Genomic DNA, 25211 nt, shown 5'->3' with positions numbered 1-25211 from the left:
GTCGTCGTCATAACTTGCCCCCCACGGACAAAGTCTGGGTAAGGTTCAGCGGCAGATAGGTCAGGACCATCTCGCTACCGCCGATCCGCTCCACCCGATAGGTGCCGTCGATCACGTCGCCGACGGTCACCGTGTAGATCTTCTCGTCGCGGGTGAGGAACACCCGCAGGCGCTCGGCATCGTCCAGCTTGCCGATGAACTCGAAGGGCAGCGCCGGGGCCGTCGGTGACGGCGGCGCGACCGGCGGCGCTGGCGGCGGCGTCCAGGCCGGCACCGGGGCCGGCGGCGGTTCCACCCGCCAGCTGTGCGGGCTGAACAGCCCGCTGCCCGGCGTCAGCATCGCCAGCGAAGGCGCCGGCGCGGCTGCCGTCCCGGCCTCGACGGGCAACGGCGCGGCGATCGGCGCCGCCACCTTGCCGTCGCGGGTCGCCGGCGGTACCAGCAGCGCCTCCTCCTCCGGCGCGAAGAAGTACTCCGGAATCAGCGCCACCACCGCCGCGCCGCCGAGAAACAGCAACCAGAACACGGCTCGCCTGTTGTCCATGGCTACCTCGTCAGGTACAGGGCCATACGGATACGGCCATCCAGTTGGCTTTCGGAAATCTGCTTGCGCTGCAGGTCGATGTCCTCCAGTACCAGCGCCGGCAGCTCGCGGCGCACGGCGGCCAGGAAGCTGCGCAGCTGCGGGTAGCTGCCGTGCACCGGCAGGAGCATCTGGTAGCGCGCCAGGCGGGTCTGCGGATCGAGTGCCAGGGCGTATTCACCGCGGGCCAGGGCGATACCCTCGCGGGTCGCGGTGGCGTAGATGCGCTCGATGGCGGCGGTGGCCTCCTGCTGCGCCGGCAGGTTCTGCTGCAGGCTGGCCAGTTGCTGCCCCGGCCGCAGCGGCGCCGCCTCGGCCCCGCTGGCGACCCGCGTCACCCGCTCGCGGGCGGCGGCGGCGCGGGCCTCGAGCTGCTGCACTTCGCGGCTCGCCGGCCACAGGCCGAACAGGCTCCAGCCCAGGGCGACCAGCAGCAGCGCGGCGCCGACGGCTCCGGGCCGACCAAGCCGCTGGCAGGCTTCGCGCAGGATCAGGCTATGGCTTCGCATGCTGCACCATCCAGGTGGCGGTCAGGTTGAAGCGCACCGGGCGTTCGGGCACCTCGCTGACGATCTCGTGGTTGACCAGCGCCACGTCGCGCAGGTCGTCGCTGTCCTCGAGGCTGCGGTGGTAGGCCAGCATGGCCGCCAGGTCGCGCGCCTCGGCGGTGATGCGCAGCTGCTGCTTGCGCGCATCGGGAGTCAGGCTCAACAGCGCGATGTCGTCATTGGCCAGGGCCTCGAGGGTGCCGAACAGCCGCTCCCAGGGCAGGCTCAGTTGCGCCGAAAGGCGCTGCATCTCGGCCAGCGCCGCCTGCTGGGCGCGCGTCTCGGCCGCCGACAGCGGCAGCGCCGCCACCCCCGGCAGGCGCCGCTCGCTCTCGGCGAGGTCGGCGCGCGCCGCGGCGCCGGCCATGGCGAGCTGCTGGCGGGCCAGCAGCACCAGGGCGAGCAGCAGCACCCCGGCGGCCAGCAGCAGCCAGCCCGCCGGGCCGGCCAGCGGGCGGCGGAAGTCGAGATCGAGGGGCCGCATCCGTTTCGTCTTCATCTCAGTTCACCGTCGCCGCCATGGCCCACAGGGGGTTGACCGCCTCGCCGGAGGGGCCGCGCGCCGGCGCGCCGAGCACCTGCGGCCGCACGCCGTGCACCCTGGCCGGCATCAGGTCCGGACGCCCCGGCGCATGCACGTAGATCGCCGTGGGCGTGCTGGCATCCAGCTCCTGCAGCTCGCTCTCCCGCTCCAGCAGCACGGCCAGCGCCGCATCGGCGTCGCTGCCGGCCACCGAGCGCACCGCCACCCAGCGCCCCTCGCGGGCCACCAGCAGGCAACTGCGCTCAGGCTCGGCCAGCAGGAACAGGAAGTCGTCGCCGGCCAGCGGGCGGCACAGGCGGTTGAAGGCGCTCATCAGGTAGGGCTGCACCGACGCCAGGCGCAGCCCGGCCCCCCTGGCCAGTGCCGCCAGCCGGTCGAGCAGGCCGCTGGCGACGGCCACCGCCAGGCGCGGCTGGCCGGCCGCCTCCGGCGACAGCTGCAGCGCCCAGCCGGCCGCATCGCTGCCGTAGATCTCCTCGAAGCGCAGGCGCGCATAGGCACAGAGTTCGGCAGGCGAGACGATGGCCTCGCTCCAGGGCACCAGGGTGAAGCGGGCGAAATGTTCGGACAGCACCACGCTGAGGCTGCCGCGCCGGCGCGGCTGGCCGGCCAGCAGGCGCTCCAGGGCGTCGGCCGGAGCGGCCCAGTCGCCGAGGTCGCGGCTGGCATAGTCGGCGCTGCCCAGGTCGAGCAGCTGGCCGGCACGGCGGCGCACCAGTTGCACCCGCGTGGCGCCGAGGACGGCGATATAGCGTTCAGGCGACAAAAGTGACACGGTTGATCTCCTCCAGTGAGGTCCGCCCTTCGCGCACCAGCTGCAGCGCCGACTCGCGCAGCAGACGCAGGCCGCGGCGGCGTGCCAGTTCCTTGACCTGGGTGATCGGCTGGCGCTCGATGATCATCTGCCGCAGCTCGTCGTCGAGCAGCAGCAGTTCGGCGATGGCGGTACGCCCGCGGTAGCCGGTGCCGCGGCAGCGGCCGCAGCCCGTGCCGTGCACGAAGCGGTAGTCGCCGACCCGCTCGGGATCGAGGCCGGAGGACAGCAGCAGCTCGCGGTCGGGCTGGTGCGGCTGGGCGCAACCGGGGCAGACCAGGCGGATCAGGCGCTGGGCGAGGATGCCGTTGAGGGCGGAGACGAAGCTGTAGGGATCGACCTCCATCTGCACGAAGCGGCCGATCACGTCGAACACGTTGTTGGCGTGGATGGTGGTGAACACCAGGTGGCCGGTGAGCGCCGACTGCACGGCGATCTGCGCGGTGTCCGGGTCGCGGATCTCGCCGACCATGATCTTGTCCGGGTCATGGCGCAGGATCGAGCGCAGCCCGCGGGCGAAGGTCAGGCCCTTCTTCTCGTTGACCGGGATCTGCAGCACGCCGGCCAGCTGGTACTCGACCGGGTCCTCGATGGTGATGATCTTGTCGACGCCGTGGTTGATCTCGCTGATCAGCGCGTACAGCGTGGTGGTCTTGCCGCTGCCGGTGGGGCCGGTGACCAGCACCATGCCGTAGGGCTCGCCGGCCAGGCGGCGCAGGGTGCGCTTGGTGGCCTCGTCGAAGCCCAACGCCTCGAGGCGCACGCCGCTGATCTGGTCGCTCAGGTCCTGCTTGTCGAGCACCCGCAGCACCGCATCCTCGCCGAAGATGCTCGGCATGATCGACACGCGGAAGTCGATCTGCCGGCCCTTGATGCCGACCTTGAAGCGGCCGTCCTGGGGCACGCGCTTCTCGGCGATGTCCAGCTCGGCCATCACCTTGATCCGCGAGATGACCTGCTCGGCCACTTCCGCGCCCGGCACCCGGCTGATGCCGTTGAGCACGCCGTCGATGCGGTACTTGATCACCAGCCCGTTGCCGGTGACGCCCAGGTGGATGTCGCTGGCGTGCATCTTCAGGGCGTCGTAGAGGGTCGAGTTGACCAGCTTGACCACCACGCTGGCGTCCTCGCTGATCTGCGCCAGCGACAGGGTCTCGACCGCCTCCACCTCGACGCTGCCTTCGGCCTCGCCGGCCAGCGACTCGACGGCGTGGAAGTCCTCCTCGTGGCGGGCCAGGTAGCCGGCCAGGTCGGCCGGATGCACCAGGTACAGCGGCGCGCCGCGCAGCTGCTCGTCGATCCAGGCCAGGCGCTGGGCATCGAAGGGGTCGCTGAAGACGCCGACCGTCTCGCCGTCGCGGCTGACCAGGGCGAACTCGCGCTTGAGCGCCTGGGCGAGGGAGACCCGGTCGAACAGCGGCGCGCAGGCGAACAGCGCATCGCCGGCCAGTACCGGATAGCACAGGGTCGCCCCCAGACGACGGATGAACTCCGCAGGCTCGCCCCCCAGCCCCTCCTCCAGCTCGTCCAGCACCCGCCGCCCGCTGGCCGCGGCCCGCTCGCGGGCGGCATGCAGCTGGACGGTCTCGATGCGCTCTGGATGGATCTCGGCGGAAACGTTCGGCGCAGGTGTAGTTATTGTTATCACTCGATCCATGGTGATGCTCTCCGACCCCGTCCGGCAGACTGAGTATAGTTGGCGTTGCAACTCCGCACGGCCGCGCTCCCCTCAGCGGCGGCCGACCTTCACCCCGAGCACCTGGGCAGCCAGATCGGCCAGCGCGAAGGGCTTGAACAGCACATGCGCGATACCGCGCCGACGTACCTCCTCGCTGACCCGATGCCCGGGATGGGCGGTGATCAGCACGCAGGGCGACAGGCAGCCACAGCGCCGCAGGCCATCGAGCACCTCGAAGCCGGTCATGTCCGGCAGGCTGTAGTCGAGCACCAGCACGTCCGGCGCGAAGCTGCAGCCAAGGCCTACGGCGCTGGCTCCGTCGCTGGCCACCCGCACCTCGCCGCCCAGGGCGGACAGATAGATGTTCATGTTCTCCGCCAGGACCGACTCGTCCTCGACGACCAGAACCTTGACTGCCGCACTGGGTCTGGAGAAGGCATCCACGGCTGGGACTCCGGATACGCTGGGGGCCGGGTGTCCGCAAGCTGCGCACACCTCCTGCGATGCCTGTGGCCAGCGGGCCGCTCGCCATCGCACGCTCGTCCATGCACGCTCCACGCCAGCGCCGAGGCGCCCGCAATTGGCTCTCAAGTCATTGATCTGGAAGGGATTATTTCGAACGCGAGGGACGTGGGGGAAGTGCGTGGGGGCAACGCGCAGCGGGGGCGCGGGCCATCCCCCATTTTCTCCGGCGGTTTTCCCCGAAAGTGGGGAAAACCGCCCCGGCCGCTACAGCGGCACCAGGCGCTCGATGCGGGCTCCGGCGCGCAGCCGCTCGAGCACGGCCTGGCGCGCCTCGGCGGTGCGCCGGTCGAGCAGCAACTGGCGGACCACGGCCAGCCGCCGGGTCTCGTCGCCGCCCTGCTCCGCGCCGGCCGCCTGCAGCTGGGGGCCGAGGGCCTGGTAGAAACTGCGCACTTCCTCGTCGCTCACCGTGACGACGGGCAGCAGGCGGTCGAGCACGCGGCTGGCGGCGATCTCGCGACGCAGGTAGGCGGCGTAGCCCGCCTCGTCGAAACCGGCCGCCTGCAGCCGGCGCTCGAAGGCGGCCGGGTTGGCGAAGCCGGCCGCCACCGCGGCGCGGGCGCGCGCCACTTCCTCGTCGCCGACCTCGATGGACAGCCGCCGGGCTTCCTGCCAGAGCAGTTCCTTGTCGATCAGTTGCTCCAGCGCCTCGCGCTTGAGGCGCTTGTACACCGAAGGGTTGCGGATCTGCGCGACGCTGCGCTGCTGCTCGCGCAGGTAGTCCTCGAAGTGCCGCTCGAGGCGGAACTGGCTGATCTCGGCGCCATTGACCCGCGCCGCGCTGCCGTACTCCTGCGCCGACAGCTCGTAGCCCACCAGCAGTACCAGAAACAGCGCCATCAGCGCCTGGAAGAGTCCCTTGATCATGGCGTCTCCACCTTCAGGTAACGACCGGTGGGACGGAACAGTTTGCGCTGCAGATCCACCGTCACTATGTGTGCACCCGGCGCGCCGATGCGCCGGCCCGGCCCGAAGCCGAGTTCGGGCGTCACGCCGGTCTGGAAGGCGTGCAGGTTCTCCAGCGCGGTCAAGAGCTTCTCCCGGCTGGCGTCGCGCCCGGCGCGCTTGAGTCCCTCGACCAGCACCAGCGCGGCGCTGTAGGTGCTGACCTGCAGGGCCGCGTGCTGGCCGTTCAGCCCGCCGCGCCGGCGCACCGCCTGCAGGGCCGCGCTGCCCGAGGGCGTCCAGTCGCCGGGCAGGAAGGGATAGGCGAGGAACAGCCGGCCGCTGAAGCTCGCCGGAATGCCCAGCGCCGAACCGGCCACCTGGTTCGACGAGGCGAACAGCAGCGGCGCCTGGCCGGCCTCATCCAGGGTCGTCGCCAGGGCGACGAAGGCCTCGGGCAGGCCGAGGAAGAACACCGCCGCAAGCTCGCCGGCCAGCGGCCTGTCGAGGCTGGCCGGCGCGCCGCCGTAGCGCATCAGCCCCACCTTGCGCCAGCCGCGCTGCTGCAGGTGCCCGGCCAGCATCTCGGCCAGCTCCCGGTGGCGCGGCTCGTCCGGATAGGCGATCAGCGTCTGCCCCTCGCCCATCCCCAGCTGGTCGTCGGCATAGGCGGCCAGGGCGAACAGCTGCTCGCGCAGCCCCGGCAGCGGCTCGAAGACGAAACGGCTGTCGGCGCCATCGGCGAACTGCACCAGCGGGCCGATCAGCGGCACTCCGGCCGGCGCCAGCAGCTCGCCGTAGTGGCCCTCGAGCACCGGCGCCAGCGGCGCGACCAGGGCGAACACGTCGCGCCTTTCGATCAGCTCGCGCAGGGCCGCCTCCGCGCTGGAGCGGTCGGCGCCGGGGTCGGCGATCACCAGCTCCAGCCGCCGGCCGTGGACCCCACCGGTCTCGTTGATGCCGCCGATCGCCCCGCGCAGCACCGCCTCCACGGTCCAGCCCAGGCTCGCCAGCGGCCCCCTGGCCGGCAGCAGCGTACCTATGCGCACCACGTCCTCGTGCAGGCCGGGGTCGCGATCCTCCTCGATACGCTTGATGTAGGCGGTGAGGTTGGCCATGTCGCGCTGCGACATGACGAAACGCGGCATGGCCGGGTCGAGGCGGTTGCCGGCCGGGTCCCGCCCCTCGACCAGCGCCCGGGCGAAGGCGGCCTCGTCGTAGGCCGGGTGCCGGCGCCCGCTGGGCAGCACCTGGCCGTAGGGCGCGCTCAGCCGCCGCCAGGTGATGTCCGGCGGCCGCACGCCGCCCTCGCGCCGGCCGCGACCGTCGCTGCCATGGCAACTGGCGCAGGGCACCACCGCCGCGGGCATCGAGGTGCCGGCGGCGCCGATGCGCGCGTGGATGAGCGCATCGGCCGAGGCGCTGGTGCCGTGCAGGTAGATCTGCCGGCCGGCCGCCTCCTCGGGCGTCAGCTGCAGAGCCACGGCCATGCCGGCCCAGCCCAGCAGCACGCCCAACAGCAACGCCCGGATAGCACCCATGCCCGTTCCTCCCTGTCGCTCCTCCACTTGGCGGCCTGTTGCGCCCCAGCCCCCGTCCGCGCGTCAGCGCCCCGCCACCGGCAGGGTCAGCAGTTGCAGGCGCTGGGCGATGGCCTGCGGCGGCGCATCCGGACGGATCTTGCTCCAGCGCTTGTTGGCCACGTCGCCGGCGATCAGCAGCGTGGAATGCTCCTCGGGGCTGCGCGACAGCTGGCCGAGCCGGCCCAGCACCACGTCCATCTGCTCCTTGCTGCCGGTGAGGAAGATCCAGTTGGGATCGTCCGCGCCCTGCTTGCGCGCATAGGCCTTGAGCGCCTGCGGCGAATCGTTCTGCGGGTCGCTGGTCAGCGAGATGAAGTGCACCCGCCCGGCATCCTCGCCCAGGGCCTCGCGCACCTCGCGCAGCTTGCGGGTGATCAGCGGACAGGCGTCCTCGCAGCTGGTGAAGATGACGTTGAGCAGCACCACCCGCCCCTGCAGCACATCGCTGTAGAAGCGCACCTGGCGGCCATCCTGGTCGAGCAGCGGGGTATCGGTGAAATAGCTGCGCGCATCCAGGGTGCCGCCGCCCTTCACCTCCTGCGCCACCGGGCCGGCGGCGGGCGGCGCCTGGTGGCCGGCGTGCTCCTCGTGGGCCTGCAGCAGGCCAGAGCCCAGGCAGGCGGCCAGCGCCAGGGCGATCCGGCGGCGCCGGCTCATGGCCGCTCTCCCTTGACCATGAAGCTCTGGTGCCCCTCATGCCCCTCATGCCCCTCATGCCCCTCATGCCCCTCGTGGCCCTGCCGCTGGGCGCTCAGCTCCTCGACCTTGGCCAGCAGCACCGCCGGATCGGTGAAGCCGTAGAAGCGCGTCCACTGCCCGCTGCGCGCGTCGCCGACGAGGATCACCGGCGTGTGGTTCTCGAAGTCGGCGCTCCAGGTGCCCAGCCCCTTGAGGGTGTCGTTGACCGCCGGCACCGGGCCGGTCAGCCAGGTCCAGCCCGGCCCGGCCTTGTAGAGGCTGGCGTACTCGCGCAGGCGCGCCGGCGTGTCGCGCAGCGGGTCGACGCTGATCGACACCAGCTGCACCTCGCGCCCGGCCCGTTCGCCCAGCTGCATCTGGACCTTCTGCATGATCGCCGACACCACCGGGCAGACCGTGGTGCAGCTGGTGTAGACGAAGCCCATCACCACGATGCGGTCGTCCACCACCTCGTCCCCGAGGCGTACCTGGCGCTCGTGCTGGTCGGTCAGCAGCACGTCGGCGAAGCGCACCCGGGTGTCTTCCGGCGGCGTCGGCGCGGCGGCATGGCGGGCATGCCCCGCGTGGCCCTGATGCCCGGCATGTTCTTCCGGCGAGTGGGCCTGGGCCGGCGCGGCGGCGAGGCCGAGGCTGCACAGGGCGATGGCCAGGGCCAGTTGCAGTCGTTGGAGTCTTTGCATGTTGTTGTTCTCCGCTGTACCCGGGCGGCTGCCGCCCGGGATCATGGTTGTGTCCCGGTGGCCCTGGTGGCGCGCAGGCTGACGTAGGGCTGGTCGCCGTACTTCATCCCCAGCGAGTCCGAGCCCACGTGCAGGTACCAGGCCCCGACCTCCGGCACGTCCACCGTGACCTCGTAGACGCCCTCGCCGACCTCGCTGGCCGCCACCTCGCGCGGGCGCGAGGCCGGGGCGAGGAAGTAGCGCACGCGCAGATCCTGTATCCCGGTCCGCGGCTGGCTGGGGCTGCCCTGGACGACGCGGAAGCGCGCCTTCACCTGCGAGCCGGCGCGCACTGTCGGGCTGTCGAGGAGGAACTCCACCCGCGGCGCGCCCAACTGGCGCTGCAGCTCGGGGTTGGCCTCCACCTCGGTGGCGAAGCAGTGGGTGATCTGCGGCTGGTTGAGCAGGAAGGCGACGTCGAAGCGGCCGGCCGCCGGCAACTGGACCCGCGCGCCGAACACGCCGGGCTCCAGCTCGCGCAGGCTGCGATCGACCACCGTGGCCGCCCGCGAGGTATGCCCGCGGTTGAGGTAGCCGGACATCGGCGCGTTCATGCCCTCCATGTAGAAATAGGTGGTGTTGTCCACCGGGTTGACCACGAACACCGCGGCATCGTCGCGCGCCGCGGCGATGCCCGAGGCCAGCGGCAGGTCGCCGGCCAGCTTGGGCGCGGCCGGACCGGCGTCGAAGCCCAGCACGCCGGGCTGGCGGTCCTTGCCCAGCGAGGCCAGGTCGACCATGGTCACCTTCGGCGAGGCCAGCCCGCGGATGTAGGCGAAGCCGCGGGTGAAGGCGATCTGCCAGGGCTCGGCGGCGACCTCCAGGGTGTGCAGGACCTCGTCGCTGGCGGCGTCGAACACCGTGGCGGTGTTCTCCAGGGTGTTGAGGACGAAGCCGTAGCGGCCGTCCGGGGTGAAGCGCAGCGGGCCGATGCCCTGCTTCGCCTGGATGGTCTTGCGCAGCTTCAGGCTGCCGGCGTCGATCACGCTGATGGTGCCGGCCTTGCCGTCGGCCACGTAGACGGCCCCGGACAGCGGCGAGAAGGCCACCGCCAGCGGCATGGGGCCGGTGCGGATCTCGCGCACCGTCTTCAGGCTGGCCACGTCGAACACCGTCAGGGTGCCGGCATCGCGGCTGCCGACGAAGGCATGGCGCGAGGCGGTGTCGAAGGCGATCTCGTGGTGGCCCTTGCCGGTGGCGGCGCTCAGTACCGGCTTGAGGGTCTGGGTGTCGATCACCGTCACCCCGCTGTCGCCCTCGCGGCGCGCGTTGTTGCCGACCCACAGGTAGCGGCCGTCGGGCTGCAGGGCGAGGCGCACCGGGTCGTGGCCGGCCTTGAGGTTGTCGATCACCTTGAAGCTCTCGGTATCGACCACCGCCACCTCGCCGGCATCCGGCATGGACACGAACAGGCGCTTGCCGTCGGCGCTGGCGACCCAGTCCATGGGCGCGCGCCTGAGCTGGATGCGCCCGAGCGTGCTGGTGATGCCGCCCACCGAGGTCTGCGGGTCGATCACCGAGATGCTGGGGTCCTTGTTGAGGATCAGCAGGTAATAGCTGTTGAGGTCGAGCATCGGGCGCATGCCCGGCGTGCCCTTGAGGAACAGGCCGACCTTGGCCCGGCACGACATCGCCTCGCGCTTGTCCCCGGCGACGGCGGCCAGGTCCAGCCAGGCACCCGGCGTCTGGCCGGTCAGCGGCTGCCCGCTGTTGGCATCGGTCAGCCGGAAGCGGATGTCGGCGAACCCACCTTCGAGCAGCCGGGCGGTATCGACCGGCCTGGCCTCGAACTCTATCGCCACGCCGTTGCGCACCAGGCGGTTGGGATTGCCCGGTTGCGCCGCCGCGCCGGCGCCGGGCTCGGCAGCCAGGCTGGCGGAGGCCGCCAGGCCGAGTGCGGATAACAGCAAGAGAACGCCAAATCCATTTCTGCCTACGGGTTTCACGATCGTCGCCCCCATTCGCTCCTGCAAGCGGCCGGCCTGGCTGACAGCTCCAGGCCGGCCGAACGCACCGTGTTGTTGTTATGCGTTATGCGGTCAGCGCCTCCGTGGGGTGGTAGTGGTGGTCGTCGTGGCGCTCTGCTGGTTGATCACCCGCAGCAGCCCCCACATCCCGCCGGTATTGCCGAACACCGCGAAGTCCCGGTACAGGTAGTCCCCCGGTATTGCGTTCATCCCCCCTGCGCTCGGATACACGAAGTTGAAGTGCGCGGCCGGCAGCACGCTTTCCTGGGTGCCGCTCCAGCGCGACAGCGGGTTGTTGCCGATGCGTACCGAACCGATGCCCGCATACTTCAGAGGGTAGCCACTGGCGTCGTTTTTTTCCGACTGATACGGCTCCTGCGGGTGAATATGCCCATCCAGCTGCCAGGTCGCCCCGCGACTGCCGCCCGCCGGCATGGTCACGTGGGTGCGGAACGGCTGGCCCGGCGCCACCGTCAGGATCGGCGTGACCGGGTCGCCGCCCACCAAGGCGTTGCTGTAGGCCATGTGGGCATTGGGGATGTCGCCCCAGCCGGTATGCCCGAAGGGCGCGTCGGGTGCCTTGGCGAAGCGGTACCACAGGGGTTCGCTCTTGTAGTTGACCGCCATGGCCGAGTTGTCCTTCGGATCGTTGGGCACGCCTATGCCTTCGGTCGACATGCTCTCCACCGGCCGCCCGTTGGCCCAGCGCATGTTCAGCCCCTTCTGCCAGATCAGCGAGAAGTCGCGGAACGTCGTCTGCCCCGGCGCCTGCACCGTGGCCGCGGCACGCATGCCGGGGTCCTCGGTCCAGGTGGAGCCGACCGGCAGGATCGACATGGCGCCGGACAGACCCTTCTGCGCCTGCTTGATCGGGTCCGCCGGCAGCAGGTTCAGGCCGCCGAACTCGATGGGCGTGGCGTTGATGTTGTCGACGTTGCGCACCACCTGCGACACCGGCTTGCCTTCGCGCTCCAGGTGCCCGGCGTAGAACTGGTAGCTGCGGGTCGGCCAGGCGCTCTGGCCGGCGGCGCGCGGCGGCACCGTCTGCACCGGGTTGATGCCGACGTTGACGCCGTCCGACCTGGTGATGTCGTACGACAGCAACTGGGCATGGAAGCCGGCATGGCTGGATGGGCGCATCAGGTTGTTGTTGAAGGTCGTCGAGCCTTGCGGGCCGTTGCGGTCGCGCTTCACCACGCCCTGCATGATGGCGTAGGTCGGCAGGTCCGGCATGGCTTCCGGCAGACGGTTCTCCAGGGTCACGGTGATGCAGTCGCCGGCCGCGGCGCGCAGGATCAGCGGCTCGACCGGGGCGCCGGCCTTGAGCTTGCCGGTAGCCGGATCGAGGTCGTCCTTGCGCACGTAGAGCACCGCGGTCGGGTCGTGCAGCGGGCCGCTCTGGCCGCCGACGGTGGTCACCTGGCCGGTCTCGTCATCCACCACGCTGACCTGCGGGATGCTCACCTGCCGCGGGTTGAACACCAGGGTGCCGCCGTTGGCCTTGAGCGGGCCGCCAACATGGTCGGCCGCGCCCTGCGGATCGCCGATGGTCAGCCCCAGCGGGTTGTCGAGAATGTCGTTGGCCAGGGCCACCACCACCTCGATGTTGCGCTTGGGTGTCGGCCGGGTACCGCTGCCGGTCGGGTTGGGGCTGTAGCGCGGGCACACGCCGTCGAAGGCCACGGTATTGCGCGCGGCCACCGGACGCGGGTTGTTCGGCAGGGCGAACAGGTCGTTGCGGCTGGTCGAGTAGTTGCGCATCACCCCCCACATGCCGCTCCAGTAGCCCTCCAGGGAGGCGTCCATGGAGTACAGGTAGTCGGCGGTCTCGGCGGCGGCGCTGGACATCATCGCCACCGGGGCGACGAAGCCGAACTGCTCGGAGATGCCGACCATCTGCGAGGCCTTCCAGCCCGAGTTGGAGCTGGTGCCGTAGCCGGTGCCGTTCTGCAGCCACTTGACGCCGTGGATGGTGACGTTGTGTTCCTCCTCGTGGCCGCCGGCGTGCATGCGTACCCGCACGTTGTCGCCGGTGTAGGTGCGCAGCAGCGGCGTGAAGGGGTCGCCCGGCTGGTCGCCGGCCGCGTTGATGTGCGGCGGGAAGGTGGTGGTGCCACCGGTCGGTCCGACCGCCTGGGTGACCGCGCTGGGCGCCAGGTTGAGCGCCGCGATGGCCCGGTCGGTACGGCTCTGCAGGGCATAGGCCAGGTCGCCGGCCAGGCCGGCCGCCTGCATGCCCGGCTTGCCGTCGGGCGCGATGCGCTGCGGGTCGAAGATCCGCAGGCCCACCGGTTCATGCCGGTAGTTGACCACGAAGATCCCCGGGTCGTCGGCCGAGATGGCCTGCGGGCACGGGCGGGTCGGGCAGCCGATCACCTGGCCGCCGGCCACTTCCACCATCGACTCCAGCAGCCGGGCGGAGTTCTTGCGCATCGGCGGGTTGACCGCGTAGCGGAAGCTGTTGGCGGTCGCCGGGTAGGCCGTCGGGTTGGGCACCCCGTCCGGGCCGGCGCCGACATACACGCCCGCCTCGTAGGCATGCTGGAAGTCGCTGTACTCCATGAAAAACTCGCGGAAGCTGTCGTTCTTGCCGTCGCCCTCCAGGTCGCCGGTGGCGATCACCGCCTGCCAGGAGGTCGGGCCGCCATCCTGGCGGGTGTACAGCGGCGTGCCGGTCTCGGCATGGAACCACTGCGAACCGGCCGGCTCGGTCAGCACGGTGGCGTAGAGGCCGACCTGCTGGTGGGTGGACGGGCCGAAGTGGTCGTGGGTGAAGATGTTGCCCAGGCCACGGTCGACGTTCCAGCGGTTGACCACCGGGTCGGCGAACCAGCGCTGCATGGTGGTGCGGGCGCCCAGCCAGTCGGCCCGGTTGTAGCGGCCGAAGTACGGGTGCTGCTTGGCCACCGGGCAGTCCGCGGTGCCTTCGCGGGGATCGTTGGCCGTGCAGTCGTTGTACTCCCGGATGGCGCGGATGCGCTCGACCACGGCGACCGGCGAGAGCACGCCGTCCTCGTAGTTCCAGCCGTTGCCGGAGCCGTCGGCGGAGGTCAGGTCCCACTTGGGCAGGTGGATGTGCTGGCCGATGATGTCGGTCGGCGTACGCACCTGGTAGTCGTCCAGCTCGTAGAACGCCGGCACCAGGTTGGTGTGGTGGTACATGGTGCAGTCGAAGGTGTTCATCCGCATCACCAGCGGCTCCGGCGGCTTCTGCTTGTCGATCACCGGGACCGCGTCCTCCCACAGGGTGAGGATGCGCGCCTGCGGGAAGTGATAGCCGACCTTGTTGAACACGGCGTCGAACTGGATGTTGGCCGCCTTGTAGACCCGCGGCCGGTCCGCGGTGAAGGTCGAGGAGCCGGTGAACGACAGGCCGCTGCCGCCGAAGAACTGCCCGGCGCCCGCCGAGGAGGTCAGGCGTACGCCGCGGTCGTCCATGCACGGCTCGAAGAACGGCGCCCCGCCCACCGGCAGCGCGCCGTTGGTGCGGAAGTTCTTCGCCACCACGCTGCGATCGGGCATCACCGCGAAGCTGGGATGCTCGGGCTTGGCGTGGAAGGCCATGGCGGCCTGCTCGACCTCGGTGCCCTCTTCGGGGAAGTAGATCGGCTTGGCCTTCTCGATGATCTTGGAGAAGTCCAGGGCGCTGGTGGTCACCTCGGCTTCGCCGCCGGCCGACCAGCCGTCCAGCGAGTGCCGCGGCAGGCCGCCGTCCCAGCCGCCGGCCTGCGTCGGGTCGAGGTTGGCCCACAGGGCCTTGCCGCTGTCCCTGAGCACCTGGGCCTTGACCGGATCGAGCATGTCCAGCGGCGGGGTCGGCGGACGCTGGCCGACGCTGCTTTCCATGCCGCCGATCCAGAACGGGAAGCCCGGGTTCTTCAGGGTGCCGTCGGCGTTGCGGTTGGTCTCGCTGCGGTCGACCCTGGCCAGCGAACCGACGATCCGCCCGTCGTCATCCTCGCCGCCCTGGGCGATCTTCGGCACCACGGTGACCTTGCCCGGCATCGGCGGCAGCGCCTTGCCCGGCAGCGGCACGATGGCCGGGATCGGCGTGCCGGCGACGATCTCGCCGTCCGGCAGCGCACGGGCGCCGGGCGCCGGCAGGCCGCTGCGCAGGGCGAACGGCTGCTCGTGGAAGCCGTCGTCGCCCTCCTCGGACACCGCCAGGCGGGTGCCCTCCTCGAACACGTCATGGACCCGCCACATGTTCCACATGCCCTGGGCGAAGTGCGGGTAGAAGTGGCAGTGGTAGATGGCATCGCCGGCGGTGCGGTTGCGGTTGCCCGAGCCGCCGTAGGCGATCTCGTAGGTGTAGCCCGCACCCGGGCCGATGCCCTGGGCGTCCATATAGTCGGAGTTGTCGTCGTTGGGGTTGTACAGCCACTGGTGACCGTGCAGGTGGAAGACGTGCTGCTCGTGGCCCACGTGGGTGTTGCGGATCTTCACGAAGTCGCCGGTATAGCTGTGGTTCACGTTCGACGGCTCGGACGGGTACAGGGCCATGGAGGCCTTGATCCCGGTCGCCTCCGGCGGCGGCACCTGCCCCGGCGCCAGGCCTTCCAGGCCGACGTTGGCCGGCACGTCCACCAGCATGGCGGCGTCGCCGACCGTGTGCGCACTGAGGAAGAACTCCTCGTAGGCACAGGACAGGCAGTCGTGCATCGGCCCGACGCCCAGGCGGTTGGCGATCACCTCCGCACCCACGCCGTTGGCCCCGTAGTTGATCATGAAGGCATCGCGCACCGGCTGCAGCACGTGCGCGAACACCGGGTCGCGCCAGTAGCCGGGGAAGGCCTGGGCCGCGACGGCCTCGTCCTGGAAGCTGGCGGAGAAGTCGCGGAACGCCTCCAGGCGGTTGGGCAGCGCCGGGTTGCGCTGGCCCATGCGCTCCAGCGGATAGGTGCTGGCCGGGAAGCTGCCGTCGGCGTTGGGGCCCATGACGATCGCATCGGTCTCGCTGGAGACGATCTGGCTGCCGTCGACCATGGCGACGATCGGTGCCCCGGCCTTGCCCTCGCTGATCCACGGTTCGCGCATCGGGTAGCGCGCCTCGTAGTCGATGATCGGCTGGCCGGCCTGGGTACGGCCGGTGGTGGCCAGGCGCATCTCCTCCTCGGTCAGGGTGTTGCGATAGGTCTTGCCGCCCTTGGGCACCACCACGATCTGGCCGAACAGGCCGTTGGAGATGTTGCCGGCGGTGCCCTCGCCACCGAAGGTCGCGCCGTCGCTGATGGCGACGAACACCCCTTCCTTCTCGGCGTACAGCTTGTAGCTGCGGCTGGCGCCGGGCGCCAGCAGGAAGTTGCCGTTCTTGCCGGTGTTGGCGGAAATGTCGGCGATGGAGTTGACCGCCTGCATGCCGGTGACCTTGAAGCCGATGTGGCGGTCGGTCACCTGGTCGTCGATCTGCAGCTCAGGCACCACCTCGCCCTTGCGCGGGTTGGCCCGGGTGGCCAGCAGGTTCTGCAGGTTGACGGTCAGGCAGTCGCCCTCGGCGACCCGCAGCACCAGCGGCTTGGGCCGCTTGTCCGGGCGCAGCAGGACCCGCCCCGGCAGCGCGCGGCCGCCCTTGTGCAGCGGCCTGTCGTCCTCGTCGATCACGTCGCGGCGCAGCGCGAACATCATGCCGTTGACGTTCTGCGCGCCGAGGCGGTTGAACATCAGCGGCTGGTCGATCGCCACCACGTCGGCCACCAGATTGCGCTGGCAACTGATGGCCGCCTGGACGGAGCCGGCCATCGCCAGCAGGACGCCACCGAGCAGCAGCGCCGCATAACCTGCCCGATGCCCGGGCCTGCGCCCCGGACTTCCACCCGGCGATTGTTCGAAAGAGTCGTTGGTGTTCATTGCTCTGCCTCCGCTCACCCTGGGCACGGGACAAATGCCTCGTCACCGCACGCGATAACAGCCAGTTGAGATACGGCAAGAGCCGTGCCAGCGCGCCGGCCCGCGATTTGTCGAAGGTTGCGGTGATGGCAGGATGAAATCGGGGAAATTGCCCCACCCGATCCCCCACTGTTTCCCCCAATGGCGGGGCAAATCGCAGGGGGCGGGACAGGGACGGCCGCGCGGGCGTCTAGCGTCCGCTCGCCTGCAGCCGGTTGAAGTGCTCGATGACCCTGGGCACGTAGCTGCGGGTCTCGGCATAGGGAGGAATGGTGCGGCCGCGGCTGAGCACCGCGCCGGGACCGGCGTTGTAGGCGGCCAGGGCGAGCTGCAGGTCGTTGTCGAACATCGCCAGCAGCCGCTTGAGATAGCGCGCCCCGCCGCGGATGTTGGCGGCCGGGTCCCAGGGATCGGCCACCCCCAGCTCGCGGGCGGTGTCCGGCATCAGTTGCATCAGGCCGATGGCGCCGCGCCCGGAAATCGCCCGCGGATCGTAGTTCGACTCGGTACGGATCACCGCATGCAACAGGGCCTCCGGCAACTCGTGCTCGGCCGCCGCCGCCGCGACCTGCGCGGCGTAGGGCAGCTTGCCGGACAGGGCCTGAGCCTGCGGCGAGCGGGCGGCGGCGACCGGCCTGGCCCTGGCCGGCGGCGGCTTCGGCGTGCTGCGGATGCGCACGTAGTTGTGCCCGCGCCGGTAGACGTTGGTGAGGATCACCGTGCCGTCCGCCGACACCCCCCGGTAGATGTCCGCCCGCACCGGCAGCGCCGCAAGGGCAGCCAGGATGCCCAGACAGATCCACGTCAGTCGCCGCATGTTCGTCGCGCCTCCTGCCTGTTCCGATCCGGAGGAAAACCCTCTCGGCGAAGCAAGCGGCATGCCGGCCTCCCGTGATGCGGGTCGCGTTTGACGCTCCTCCGATCCTGACCTTAGCTGACAGCTAATCGCCGCACAGGGAGATCGGAGCGATGAACACTCGCCTGCATGTTCAACGGCACGGACGCGGCTTCACGCTGCTCGAACTGCTGGTCGTACTGGTGGTGCTGGGCCTGCTGGCCGGCATCGTGGGGCCGAAATACTTCTCCCAGCTGGGCAAGTCGGAGGCGAAGGTGGCCCGGGCGCAGATCGAGGGCCTGGCCAAGGCGCTCGACCTGTACCGCCTCGACGTCGGCCGCTACCCGACCTCCGAGCAGGGCCTGATGGCACTGGTCGCCCGCCCGAGCGACGAGCCCAAGTGGGATGGCCCCTACCTGCAGAAGGGCGTGCCCCTCGACCCCTGGAGCCGCGAGTACCTGTACCGCTCGCCGGGGGAGAACGGCGAATACGACCTGCTGTCGATGGGCAAGGATGGCCAGCCCGGCGGCGACGGGGAAAACGCCGAAATCGCCAACTGGCAGTGAGCGGGGCCGAACGCCATGCGCTTTCAGGTCAAGGGAGTGGACAAGCAGTCGGCGGTGGTTTCGCTGCGGCTGGATGCGCCGAGCGCCAGCGACGCCCGCCGCCTCGCCGAGCATCAGGGCCTGCGCGTGCTGACCCTGCGCGCCGAGCGGCGCTGGGCGGCGCTGCCCTGGCGCTCGCGCGAGGTCTTCCCGCTGGTGCTGTTCAGCCAGGAGCTGACCACCCTGCTGGGCGCCGGCCTGGCGCTGATCGACGCCCTCGAGAGTCTGGCCGAGAAGGAAGCCGATCCGCAGGCGCGCAAAGTGCTGTCCGACGTCGTGCGCCTGCTCTACGAGGGCAAGTCGTTCTCCCAGGCGCTCGGCCAGTTTCCCGAGGTGTTCCCGGCGCTCTATGTGGCGCTGGTGCAGTCCAGCGAGAAGACCGGCGCGGTGGGCGATGCGCTGGGCCGCTACGTGGCCTACCGCAAGCGGCTGGACGAGGTGCGCCAGAAGATCGTCAGCGCCGCGGTCTACCCGGCGCTGCTGTTCGTGGTCGGCTGCGGCGTGCTGCTGTTCCTGATCGGCTACGTGGTGCCGCGCTTCAGCCTGGTGTTCGAGGGCGTCGGCGCCGAACTGCCGTGGCTGTCGCGCGTGCTGCTGACGGTCGGGCAATTCCTGCATGCCCACCAGGCCGCGGTGTTCGGCGGCCTGGCGCTGGGCCTGCTGGGCGCCGCCCTGCTGCTGCGCCAGGGCGCCGTGCGCCGCGCCCTCGGCCGGCTGATCGAGCGGGTGCCGACCATCCACGAGCGCCTGTTCATCTACGAACTGGCGCGCTTCTACCGCTCGCTGGGCATCCTGCTGCAGGGCGGCATCCCGATCCTCGGTGCCATCGCCATGGTCCGCGGCCTGCTCGGGGTGAACAGCCGTGCGCGCCTCGACCGCGCCGCCGAGCGCATCCGCGAGGGCCACTCGCTGTCCCAGGCGCTGGAGGAAAACCAGCTCGCCACCCCGGTCTCCCTGCGCATGCTGCGCGCCGGCGAACAGTCCGGCAATCTCGGCGCGATGATGGAACGCACCGCCGATTTCTACGATGAGGAAACCGGCCGCTGGGTCGAGTGGTTCGTGCGTCTCTTCGAGCCGCTGCTGATGGTGTTCATCGGCCTGATCATCGGCGTCATCGTGATCCTGATGTACATCCCGATCTTCGAACTGGCCTCCAGCATCCAGTAGGTCGCAACTCCCCTTCCCTCACGGTTACCCAAGGTTCCACCGCCCGCTTGCGCAGGCGGTGGAACCTGTCGTTCGTCATGGTGCACCGCAGGCCTCCCGGCATTGCGTACCTCGCCCCCCCACTCCCCACCGGAAATCCCCCACTTGTGGGGACTGACCCCCACTTTCCGGGCCTTGCCGCGCCGCCACAAATCTTCCGCAAGCCATTGTTCTGCAATGGATTTTCCGATCTCGCCGGGGCCTGCGAACGGTGGTACGGATATTGCCATTCATGCTTAGCAGCAAATCCGTGACGCAAGCACGGCACAACCCGAGACGACGTCCATCTGCAAGAAAGGGCAAAATCATGCACAAACCATCATCGAAAATGGCGGCCTTGCTCGGACTCGGGCTACTGGCCGGCTCTGTCCAGGCGGCGCTGAATGCCGTGGATCCCGGTCCCTATACCGCGGCTACCGCCGGCTATCCAGCCTGGTTCCAGGACACCCACGGTCGGGCTCTGGACCTGTGCCTGTCCAAGGCGGTCAGCTCCCGCGTGGCAGGAACACCGGATGCGCCCAGCTACATGTGCTCGCTGCTCCCGGAGCCGGGGCTCGATCTCAGCCAGCCATTGGTACTGCCGGGCAACTTCCCCGGCGAAACCTTCTGGTTCACCGGCGACGCCTTCATCCAGGACGCCGCCACCGGTATCGACCTCGGCTACATCTCGGCCCTGGAAGCCGCATTCGCGGCCGAAGAGCCCATCGACGGCGATCAGGTCGGCTTCGCGCGCATCCGCATCCGCGTGGATGTGCCGGTGGCCGGCACCTACATCGTCACCCACCCCTACGGGGTCGAGGTGTTCAACGTCGACGCCCCCGGCACCCGCGCCATCAACATGACCCGCGACATCGGCATCGGCGCTCCAGGCGTGTTCACCGGCGCCCTGAAGGGCGACATCGGCCCCTTCCTGCGCAGCGTCAACGGCCCCTACACCGAGACCAACCCGGACACCGGCGCCAGCGAAACCTTCATCGGCGACCCCAACCTGGAAGAGGAGGTCACCGGCAGCCCGTTCGGCACCAACTACGTACGCATCCAGGGCCCGAACGGCATCGACCTGCGCACCAACCTGTTCGCCGTCTCCGGCAAGCTGTCCAGCGTGCAGCTGCCGACCCCGCTGCTGGTCAACCGCAGCACCTATGCCCGCAGCGGCAGCGTGGTGCAGCAGGACGTGTTCGTCCAGGCGCCGCCGCCGCCCGGCAAGGCCAGCTTCGTCGACACCGCCGGCGCCCCCGCGGTGGAGATGAGCGAAGCCACCGCCACCGGCAACTGGTACGGCCAGTCGACCAGCACCCCGACCCCCGGCGCCAACGTCAGCATCACCGCCGACAACAGTGTGGCCATCGCCACCAGCACGCCGACCACCAGGGTTTCGCCGCTGGTCGACCACGTGTCCATCAGCCGCGCCGAGTACAGCCTGTCGTCCGGCCAGCTGGTCATCGAGGCCCGCTCCAGCGACGAAACCGTCCTGCCTTCCCTCAACGCAACGGCCACCAGCAGCGGCGCAGCCATCGGCGCCCTGGGTGGCGCGGGGGTGGTCAAGTCGCTGTCGGCCAGCATCTCGCCGATCCCGCCGGCCAAGGTCACCGTGACCTCGGCCAGCGGCGGCAGCGACACCGAAGAAGTGGTCATTCTCCCCTGAGGCAGCAACACCCGAGACAAGCTCACTCGAATTCGAGCCTGGAGGCATCATGAACAAGCAGCTAGGAATAGCAGTGACCGCTCTGGGGCTGTTCGCCTTGACCGGCACTGCGCAAGCGGTACTCAAGGCCGTCGACCCCGGCCCCTACACGGGGGCGACCGGCGGATTTCCCCTCTGGTACCAGGACAACAACGATCTCCAGCTGGAACTGTGCCGCTCCAAGGCGGTGCTCGGCGGTCCCGGCAACTACCTGTGCACGCTGATCCCCGAACCGGGCGTGTTCGACGACACCCAGCCGCTGATCTTCCCGGCCAACTGGCCGTCAGAACTGTTCTGGTTCCTGGCCGAGACCACCATTCCTGCCGGCGCCGTCGCCGGCTACTCGCTGGATGCCTACGTCGCCGGCATCGAGGCAGCCTTCGGCCAGGAACTGCCGCAGGAAGGCGACCAGGTGAGCTTCAGCCGCATCCGCATCCGCGCCTCGGTGCCGGTGGCCGGCACCTACACCATCACCCACCCGTATGGCGTGGACACCGTGGTGGTGACCACCCCCGGTCGGCGGGCGATCAACATGACCCGCGACATCGGCATCGGCGCTCCGGGCGTGTTCACCGGCGCCATGACCGGCGATGTCGGCCCCTTCCTGACCCGGGTCGGCGGGCCGATCACCGCCACCAACCCGGAAACCGGCGAGACCGAAACCTTCATCGGCAACCCCAACCTGCCGGAGCAGGTGACCGGCGGCCTGAACGGCGTCAACTTCGTGCGCATCCAGGGCCCGGCGGGCACGCTGCAGACCAACCTGTTCACCCTGTCGGGCAAGGTCGCCGACACGCGGGCGCCGACCCAGGTGGAGGTCGAGCGCAGCACCTACAACCGCACCAGCGCCGGCACCCGCATCTCGGTGTTCGCCAAGACCCCGCCGGCCAACGCCAGCACCAACGTCTGCTACCGCGAAACCCTGGCGCTGGTCCCCGGCACCACCCCCTCGCCGTGCCTGTTCAACCTGACCAGCAACAACAACGGCTACTTCTTCGCCAACAACCCGCCGCAGCAGGCGCTGCCGCCCTTCCTGGTGGTCACCGCGACCGCCCCTAACGGCACGACCCGACCGACCGCGCTGTCGAGCCGGCTCACCGACGTGGTGAAGATCGGCACCGCCCGCTTCTCCTGGGCCAACCGCACCCTGACCATCGAGGCCCGATCGAGCGACGAAGTGGTGGTGCCGGACATGGCCGCGGACGGCTACGGCCGCCTGAGCAAGTCGGGAACCCTGCAGACCCTGACCGTGACCAACCTCGAGCAGCCGCCGGCCAGCGTCACCGTGAAGTCGGCGGCCGGCGGCTCGGACACCGAAATGGTGACGGTGGTCGGCAGCGCTCCGGTGGTCGGCGCCAACCAGCTGCCGCTGGCCGTGGCCGACTCGGCCTCCACCACCGCCGGGGTGCCGGTGACCATCAACCCGCTGGCCAACGACAGCGATCCCGACAACGACACGCCGCTCACCTTGATCGACCTTTCGGCCCTGGCGCCGGCCCCGGCGCGCGGCAGCATCACGCGCAGCGGCAACTCGGTGGTCTACACCCCGCCGACCGTGGTCAACGGCGCACCGCTGGTGGAAACCTTCACCTACCGCGTGCAGGACGCCCGTGGCGGCCAGTCGACTCCGGCCACCGTCACCGTCACCGTGGCGGCCAACCGGGCGCCGACGGCGAACAACGACACCGCCGCCGCCTCGACGGCACCGGTGACCATCGCCGTGCTGAACAACGACACCGACCCGGAAGGCAACGTGCCGCTCAGCGTGGTCAACCTCTCCGCGGTGACCGGCGGAGGCACCGTCAGCACCGACGGCACCACGGTGACCTACACGCCGCCGGCCACGGTGACCACCGCCTTCAACGCGACCTTTACCTACCAGGCCCGCGACTCGCTCGGCGCCGTCTCGGCGACTCCGGCGACCGTGACCGTGGCGGTCACCCCGCCGCCGGCCGTGGCCGAGAACCTGACCGTGGCGACGGCCACCGTGACCCGCCGCACCGGCAACCGCTTCCGCTGGGATCTGAGTGGGCAGACCTCGCGGGCCAACGGCAACACCATCACGGTCAGCGTCTCCACCACCGCCGGGCCGCTGAACCTCGGCACCGCCACCCTGACCGCCGCCGGTCGCTGGCGGTTGTCGGTGGAAACCACCGGGGCCGGGCCGTCGGCCAACCCCACCGCCACCGTTCGTTCGGCCTTCGGCCGGGTGGTGACAGTACCGCTGCAGGTCCGCTGAGCCCTGCACCAGCCTCCCGCTCCTCAGGTCGCCCGGTAAGCGCCTGAGTCGGGAGGCCGGTTCGGCTTCTCGAGGCTGAGAAGCCACACGACATCGAATCCGGACAGATGGTCACGTCCGGGTGGTGAAAGGACGGTGAAAGGATATTGCCATGCCACCGCTTACCCGCTTTGACAGGCGTTGCTTCGCGGCCCTGCTCGCCCTCTGCCTCGGCAGCACGGCCGTGCAGGCTGCAGACCTGATGGAGAACTTCGATCTGGCAGGCAATGCCGATCTGTTCGAGCAGTTCAACCTTCCCGCTTTCCTGCCGCCCGGCCAACAGGCCGTGGTGCGGCAGCAGGGCGAGGCCAACCGGGCCACGCTGACCCAGAACGGCCAATCCCTGCTGGGCCAGATCGTTCAGGACGGCAGCGCCCAGGAAGCCTTCATCCTCCAGCAAGGCACGGACCAGTTCGCCCTGATCAGTCAGCAGGGCACGGGCAATCGCGCCGCCATCGTGCAGAACGGGTCCGACAACCAGGCGCTCATCGTGCAGAACGGCGCCTACAACTCCGCTCGCATCGAGCAGTCCGGAGCAGGGCTGCACAGCAGCATCGCGCAATACGGCAACAACCAGAGCGTGCTGATCCACCAGTACCGCTGAGGTCGGTGACTCTCTCGTCATGCGTCAACAAAAGGCATACCAGGAGGCAACACCATGTTCCAGTTCAAACCCCTCGCCGCAGCAGTACTGGCCGTCATCAGTGTCCAGGCCATGGCCGACGACAGCACGTCCAGCCAGAGCCAGAGCGGCAACTACAACCTCGCCGACGTGATGCAGAGTTCGGCCAGCTACAGCACCGCCGAGCAGAGCCAGAACGGCAGCCACAACGGCGCCGCCATCTGGCAGAGCTACACCACCAGCACCGCGACCCAGACGCAGAAGGGCAGCACCAACACCGGCTTCATCGAGCAGGACGGCGACTGGATGAGCCTGACCGAGCAGAAGCAGAACGGCTCCGGCAACGATGCCGCCAGCAGCCAGATCTTCGGCACCCTGGAGAGCCTCTCCAGGCAGGTGCAGCGCGGCCCGGACAACGGCGCCTACACCTGGCAGGAAGGCACCCTCTACAACGAGGCGGTCATCCACCAGGAGGGCCATGCCGTCGGCGGCAACACCGCCAATATCGACCAGATCGGCGGCATGGACAACGTCGCCCACATCCGCCAGGAGGGCGACCTGAACCGGGCAGCGACCCTGCAGGACGGCAACGCCCTGGCCAGCCAGATCGAGGTGAAGCAGTACGGCGAAGGCAACGATGCCTATGTCGAGCAGATGGGCGGCGAGGACAACTACGCGCGCACCAACCAGAAGGGCTACAACAACTACGCGACAACCTGGCAGGAGAACCAGTACCAGAGCGACGCCTCCATCCGCCAGGACGGCAGCCTCAGCGAGGCGGTGATCGACCAGACCGACGGCGCCTGGAACCAGGCCTCGGTGGTGCAGCTCGGCGACGAGAACGCCGTGCAGGTGGAGCAGTACGACGCCCTCGGCATGCGCGCGGAAGTCTTCCAGAGCGGCATCGGCAACCTCGGCTACGTCTACCAGGAAGGCAGCGACCACATCCTCACCGCCTCCTCCCGCGGCAATGGCAACCAGATCTACGCCGGCACCTCGCTGGATCCGAACAACGGCGGCCAGTACGGCAGCTACCAGTACGCCTCGCTGCGCCAGAAGGGCAGCGACAACGTCATCAGCATGCGCCAGGACGGCAGCGACCAGACCCTCGACCTGAGCCAGCGCGGCAACGGCAACCAGGCCACGGTGGCCCAGACCGACAGCTACAACGAGCTGTATTTCGAGCAGGAAGGCAGCGGCAACATGCTGGTGGTCAACCAGAGCGGCAGCTACAACTATGCCGGCGGCACCAGCAGCGGCACCGACAACATGGTCGAGCTGGATCAGTCGGGCAGCGGCAACGTCGCCGAGGTCGCCCAGCTGTACGGCGACAACAACCTCGCCAGCATCGTGCAGAGCGACAGCGGCAACTATGCCATCGTCACCCAGGGCGGCTCGGGCAACGAGGCCTACGTGAACCAGGTGAACTTCGGCCACACCGCCTACGTCAGCCAGTTCGGCACCGGCAACGTCGCCAACGTCAACCAGAACTGAGCCTGCCGTCCTTGCCTGCCGCCCCTCGCGGGCGGCATTTTTCTGTCCAGCGGAGG

At 69.7% G+C, this 25211-nt stretch carries 19 protein-coding genes; 6 read left to right on the top strand and 13 right to left on the bottom strand.

All coding sequences use genetic code 11. The annotated features are described in order from the left end of the window. Window positions 1-7 precede the first annotated feature (7 nt). The 13 genes from RA210_RS19190 to RA210_RS19130 all read right to left on the bottom strand — a co-directional run bounded on the left by RA210_RS19190 (window position 8) and on the right by RA210_RS19130 (window position 17248). On the bottom strand, window positions 8-544 hold the full coding sequence (locus tag RA210_RS19190) for a hypothetical protein (RefSeq protein WP_201487684.1): 537 nt from the start codon (window positions 542-544) through the stop codon (window positions 8-10). Window positions 545-546: 2 nt separating this feature from the next. After that, the gene (gene pilO, locus RA210_RS19185; protein WP_201487683.1) at window positions 547-1092 is read right to left on the bottom strand and encodes a type 4a pilus biogenesis protein PilO; all 546 of its coding nucleotides are present in this window, start codon (window positions 1090-1092) and stop codon (window positions 547-549) included. Beyond that, window positions 1079-1615, bottom strand: a complete 537-nt coding sequence (locus RA210_RS19180) for a PilN domain-containing protein (protein ID WP_201487714.1) — start codon at window positions 1613-1615, stop codon at window positions 1079-1081. Before RA210_RS19180 ends, pilO begins: the two co-directional genes overlap by 14 nt. A gap of 16 nt (window positions 1616-1631) precedes the next feature. Further along, window positions 1632-2450: a hypothetical protein gene (locus RA210_RS19175; protein WP_178084076.1), complete on the bottom strand. Its 819-nt coding sequence runs from the start codon at window positions 2448-2450 to the stop codon at window positions 1632-1634. Then, entirely contained in the window at window positions 2431-4146 is a 1716-nt protein-coding gene (locus tag RA210_RS19170; protein WP_201487682.1) for a GspE/PulE family protein, read from the bottom strand. The genes RA210_RS19175 and RA210_RS19170 overlap by 20 nt, the downstream gene beginning before the upstream one ends. Window positions 4147-4218: 72 nt before the next feature. Continuing rightward, the gene (locus RA210_RS19165) at window positions 4219-4611 is read right to left on the bottom strand and encodes a response regulator transcription factor (RefSeq protein ID WP_236574815.1); all 393 of its coding nucleotides are present in this window, start codon (window positions 4609-4611) and stop codon (window positions 4219-4221) included. Between the two features lie 285 nt (window positions 4612-4896). After that, the gene (locus tag RA210_RS19160; protein ID WP_201487681.1) at window positions 4897-5559 is read right to left on the bottom strand and encodes a SurA N-terminal domain-containing protein; all 663 of its coding nucleotides are present in this window, start codon (window positions 5557-5559) and stop codon (window positions 4897-4899) included. Further along, window positions 5556-7118 (bottom strand): cytochrome c/ABC transporter substrate-binding protein, encoded by a 1563-nt coding sequence (locus RA210_RS19155; RefSeq protein ID WP_201487680.1) that lies wholly within the window; start codon window positions 7116-7118, stop codon window positions 5556-5558. The genes RA210_RS19160 and RA210_RS19155 overlap by 4 nt, the downstream gene beginning before the upstream one ends. Window positions 7119-7181: 63 nt before the next feature. Further along, the gene (locus RA210_RS19150) at window positions 7182-7817 is read right to left on the bottom strand and encodes an SCO family protein (RefSeq protein WP_201487679.1); all 636 of its coding nucleotides are present in this window, start codon (window positions 7815-7817) and stop codon (window positions 7182-7184) included. Beyond that, a complete protein-coding gene (locus tag RA210_RS19145) occupies window positions 7814-8539 on the bottom strand; it encodes an SCO family protein (protein ID WP_201487678.1) in 726 nt (241 codons plus the stop codon). The genes RA210_RS19150 and RA210_RS19145 overlap by 4 nt, the downstream gene beginning before the upstream one ends. Window positions 8540-8580: 41 nt before the next feature. Next, window positions 8581-10539, bottom strand: a complete 1959-nt coding sequence (locus RA210_RS19140) for a YVTN family beta-propeller repeat protein (RefSeq protein WP_201487677.1) — start codon at window positions 10537-10539, stop codon at window positions 8581-8583. Window positions 10540-10617: 78 nt separating this feature from the next. Next, window positions 10618-16284 carry a manganese-oxidizing multicopper oxidase MnxG gene (gene mnxG / locus RA210_RS19135; protein WP_201487712.1) on the bottom strand — a complete coding sequence of 1889 codons (5667 nt, stop codon included), beginning with the start codon at window positions 16282-16284 and terminating at the stop codon, window positions 10618-10620. Between the two features lie 337 nt (window positions 16285-16621). Next, window positions 16622-17248 (bottom strand): lytic transglycosylase domain-containing protein, encoded by a 627-nt coding sequence (locus RA210_RS19130; RefSeq protein WP_201487676.1) that lies wholly within the window; start codon window positions 17246-17248, stop codon window positions 16622-16624. Window positions 17249-17400: 152 nt separating this feature from the next. Between RA210_RS19130 and gspG the strand changes: the two genes are divergently transcribed. From gspG to RA210_RS19100, 6 genes are all read left to right on the top strand, one after another. Next, window positions 17401-17832, top strand: coding sequence for a type II secretion system major pseudopilin GspG (gene gspG / locus RA210_RS19125; protein WP_136490600.1), 432 nt, complete (start codon window positions 17401-17403; stop codon window positions 17830-17832). A gap of 15 nt (window positions 17833-17847) precedes the next feature. After that, a complete protein-coding gene (locus RA210_RS19120) occupies window positions 17848-19038 on the top strand; it encodes a type II secretion system F family protein (RefSeq protein ID WP_201487675.1) in 1191 nt (396 codons plus the stop codon). A 346-nt stretch (window positions 19039-19384) separates the two neighbouring features. After that, the gene (locus tag RA210_RS19115; RefSeq protein ID WP_136490602.1) at window positions 19385-20722 is read left to right on the top strand and encodes a hypothetical protein; all 1338 of its coding nucleotides are present in this window, start codon (window positions 19385-19387) and stop codon (window positions 20720-20722) included. 49 nt (window positions 20723-20771) lie between these two features. After that, window positions 20772-23000, top strand: coding sequence for an Ig-like domain-containing protein (locus RA210_RS19110; RefSeq protein WP_201487674.1), 2229 nt, complete (start codon window positions 20772-20774; stop codon window positions 22998-23000). A 151-nt stretch (window positions 23001-23151) separates the two neighbouring features. Next, window positions 23152-23643: a curlin gene (locus RA210_RS19105; protein WP_136490604.1), complete on the top strand. Its 492-nt coding sequence runs from the start codon at window positions 23152-23154 to the stop codon at window positions 23641-23643. Between the two features lie 54 nt (window positions 23644-23697). Beyond that, on the top strand, window positions 23698-25155 hold the full coding sequence (locus RA210_RS19100) for a curlin (RefSeq protein ID WP_201487673.1): 1458 nt from the start codon (window positions 23698-23700) through the stop codon (window positions 25153-25155). The last annotated feature ends 56 nt before the right edge of the window (window positions 25156-25211 follow it).

Source organism: Pseudomonas sp. OF001 (assembly GCF_904426495.1).
Lineage (GTDB): Bacteria > Pseudomonadota > Gammaproteobacteria > Pseudomonadales > Pseudomonadaceae > Geopseudomonas.
The sequence above is the reverse complement of the archived record's forward strand: the minus strand, read 5'-3'. Positions and strand labels throughout refer to the sequence as shown.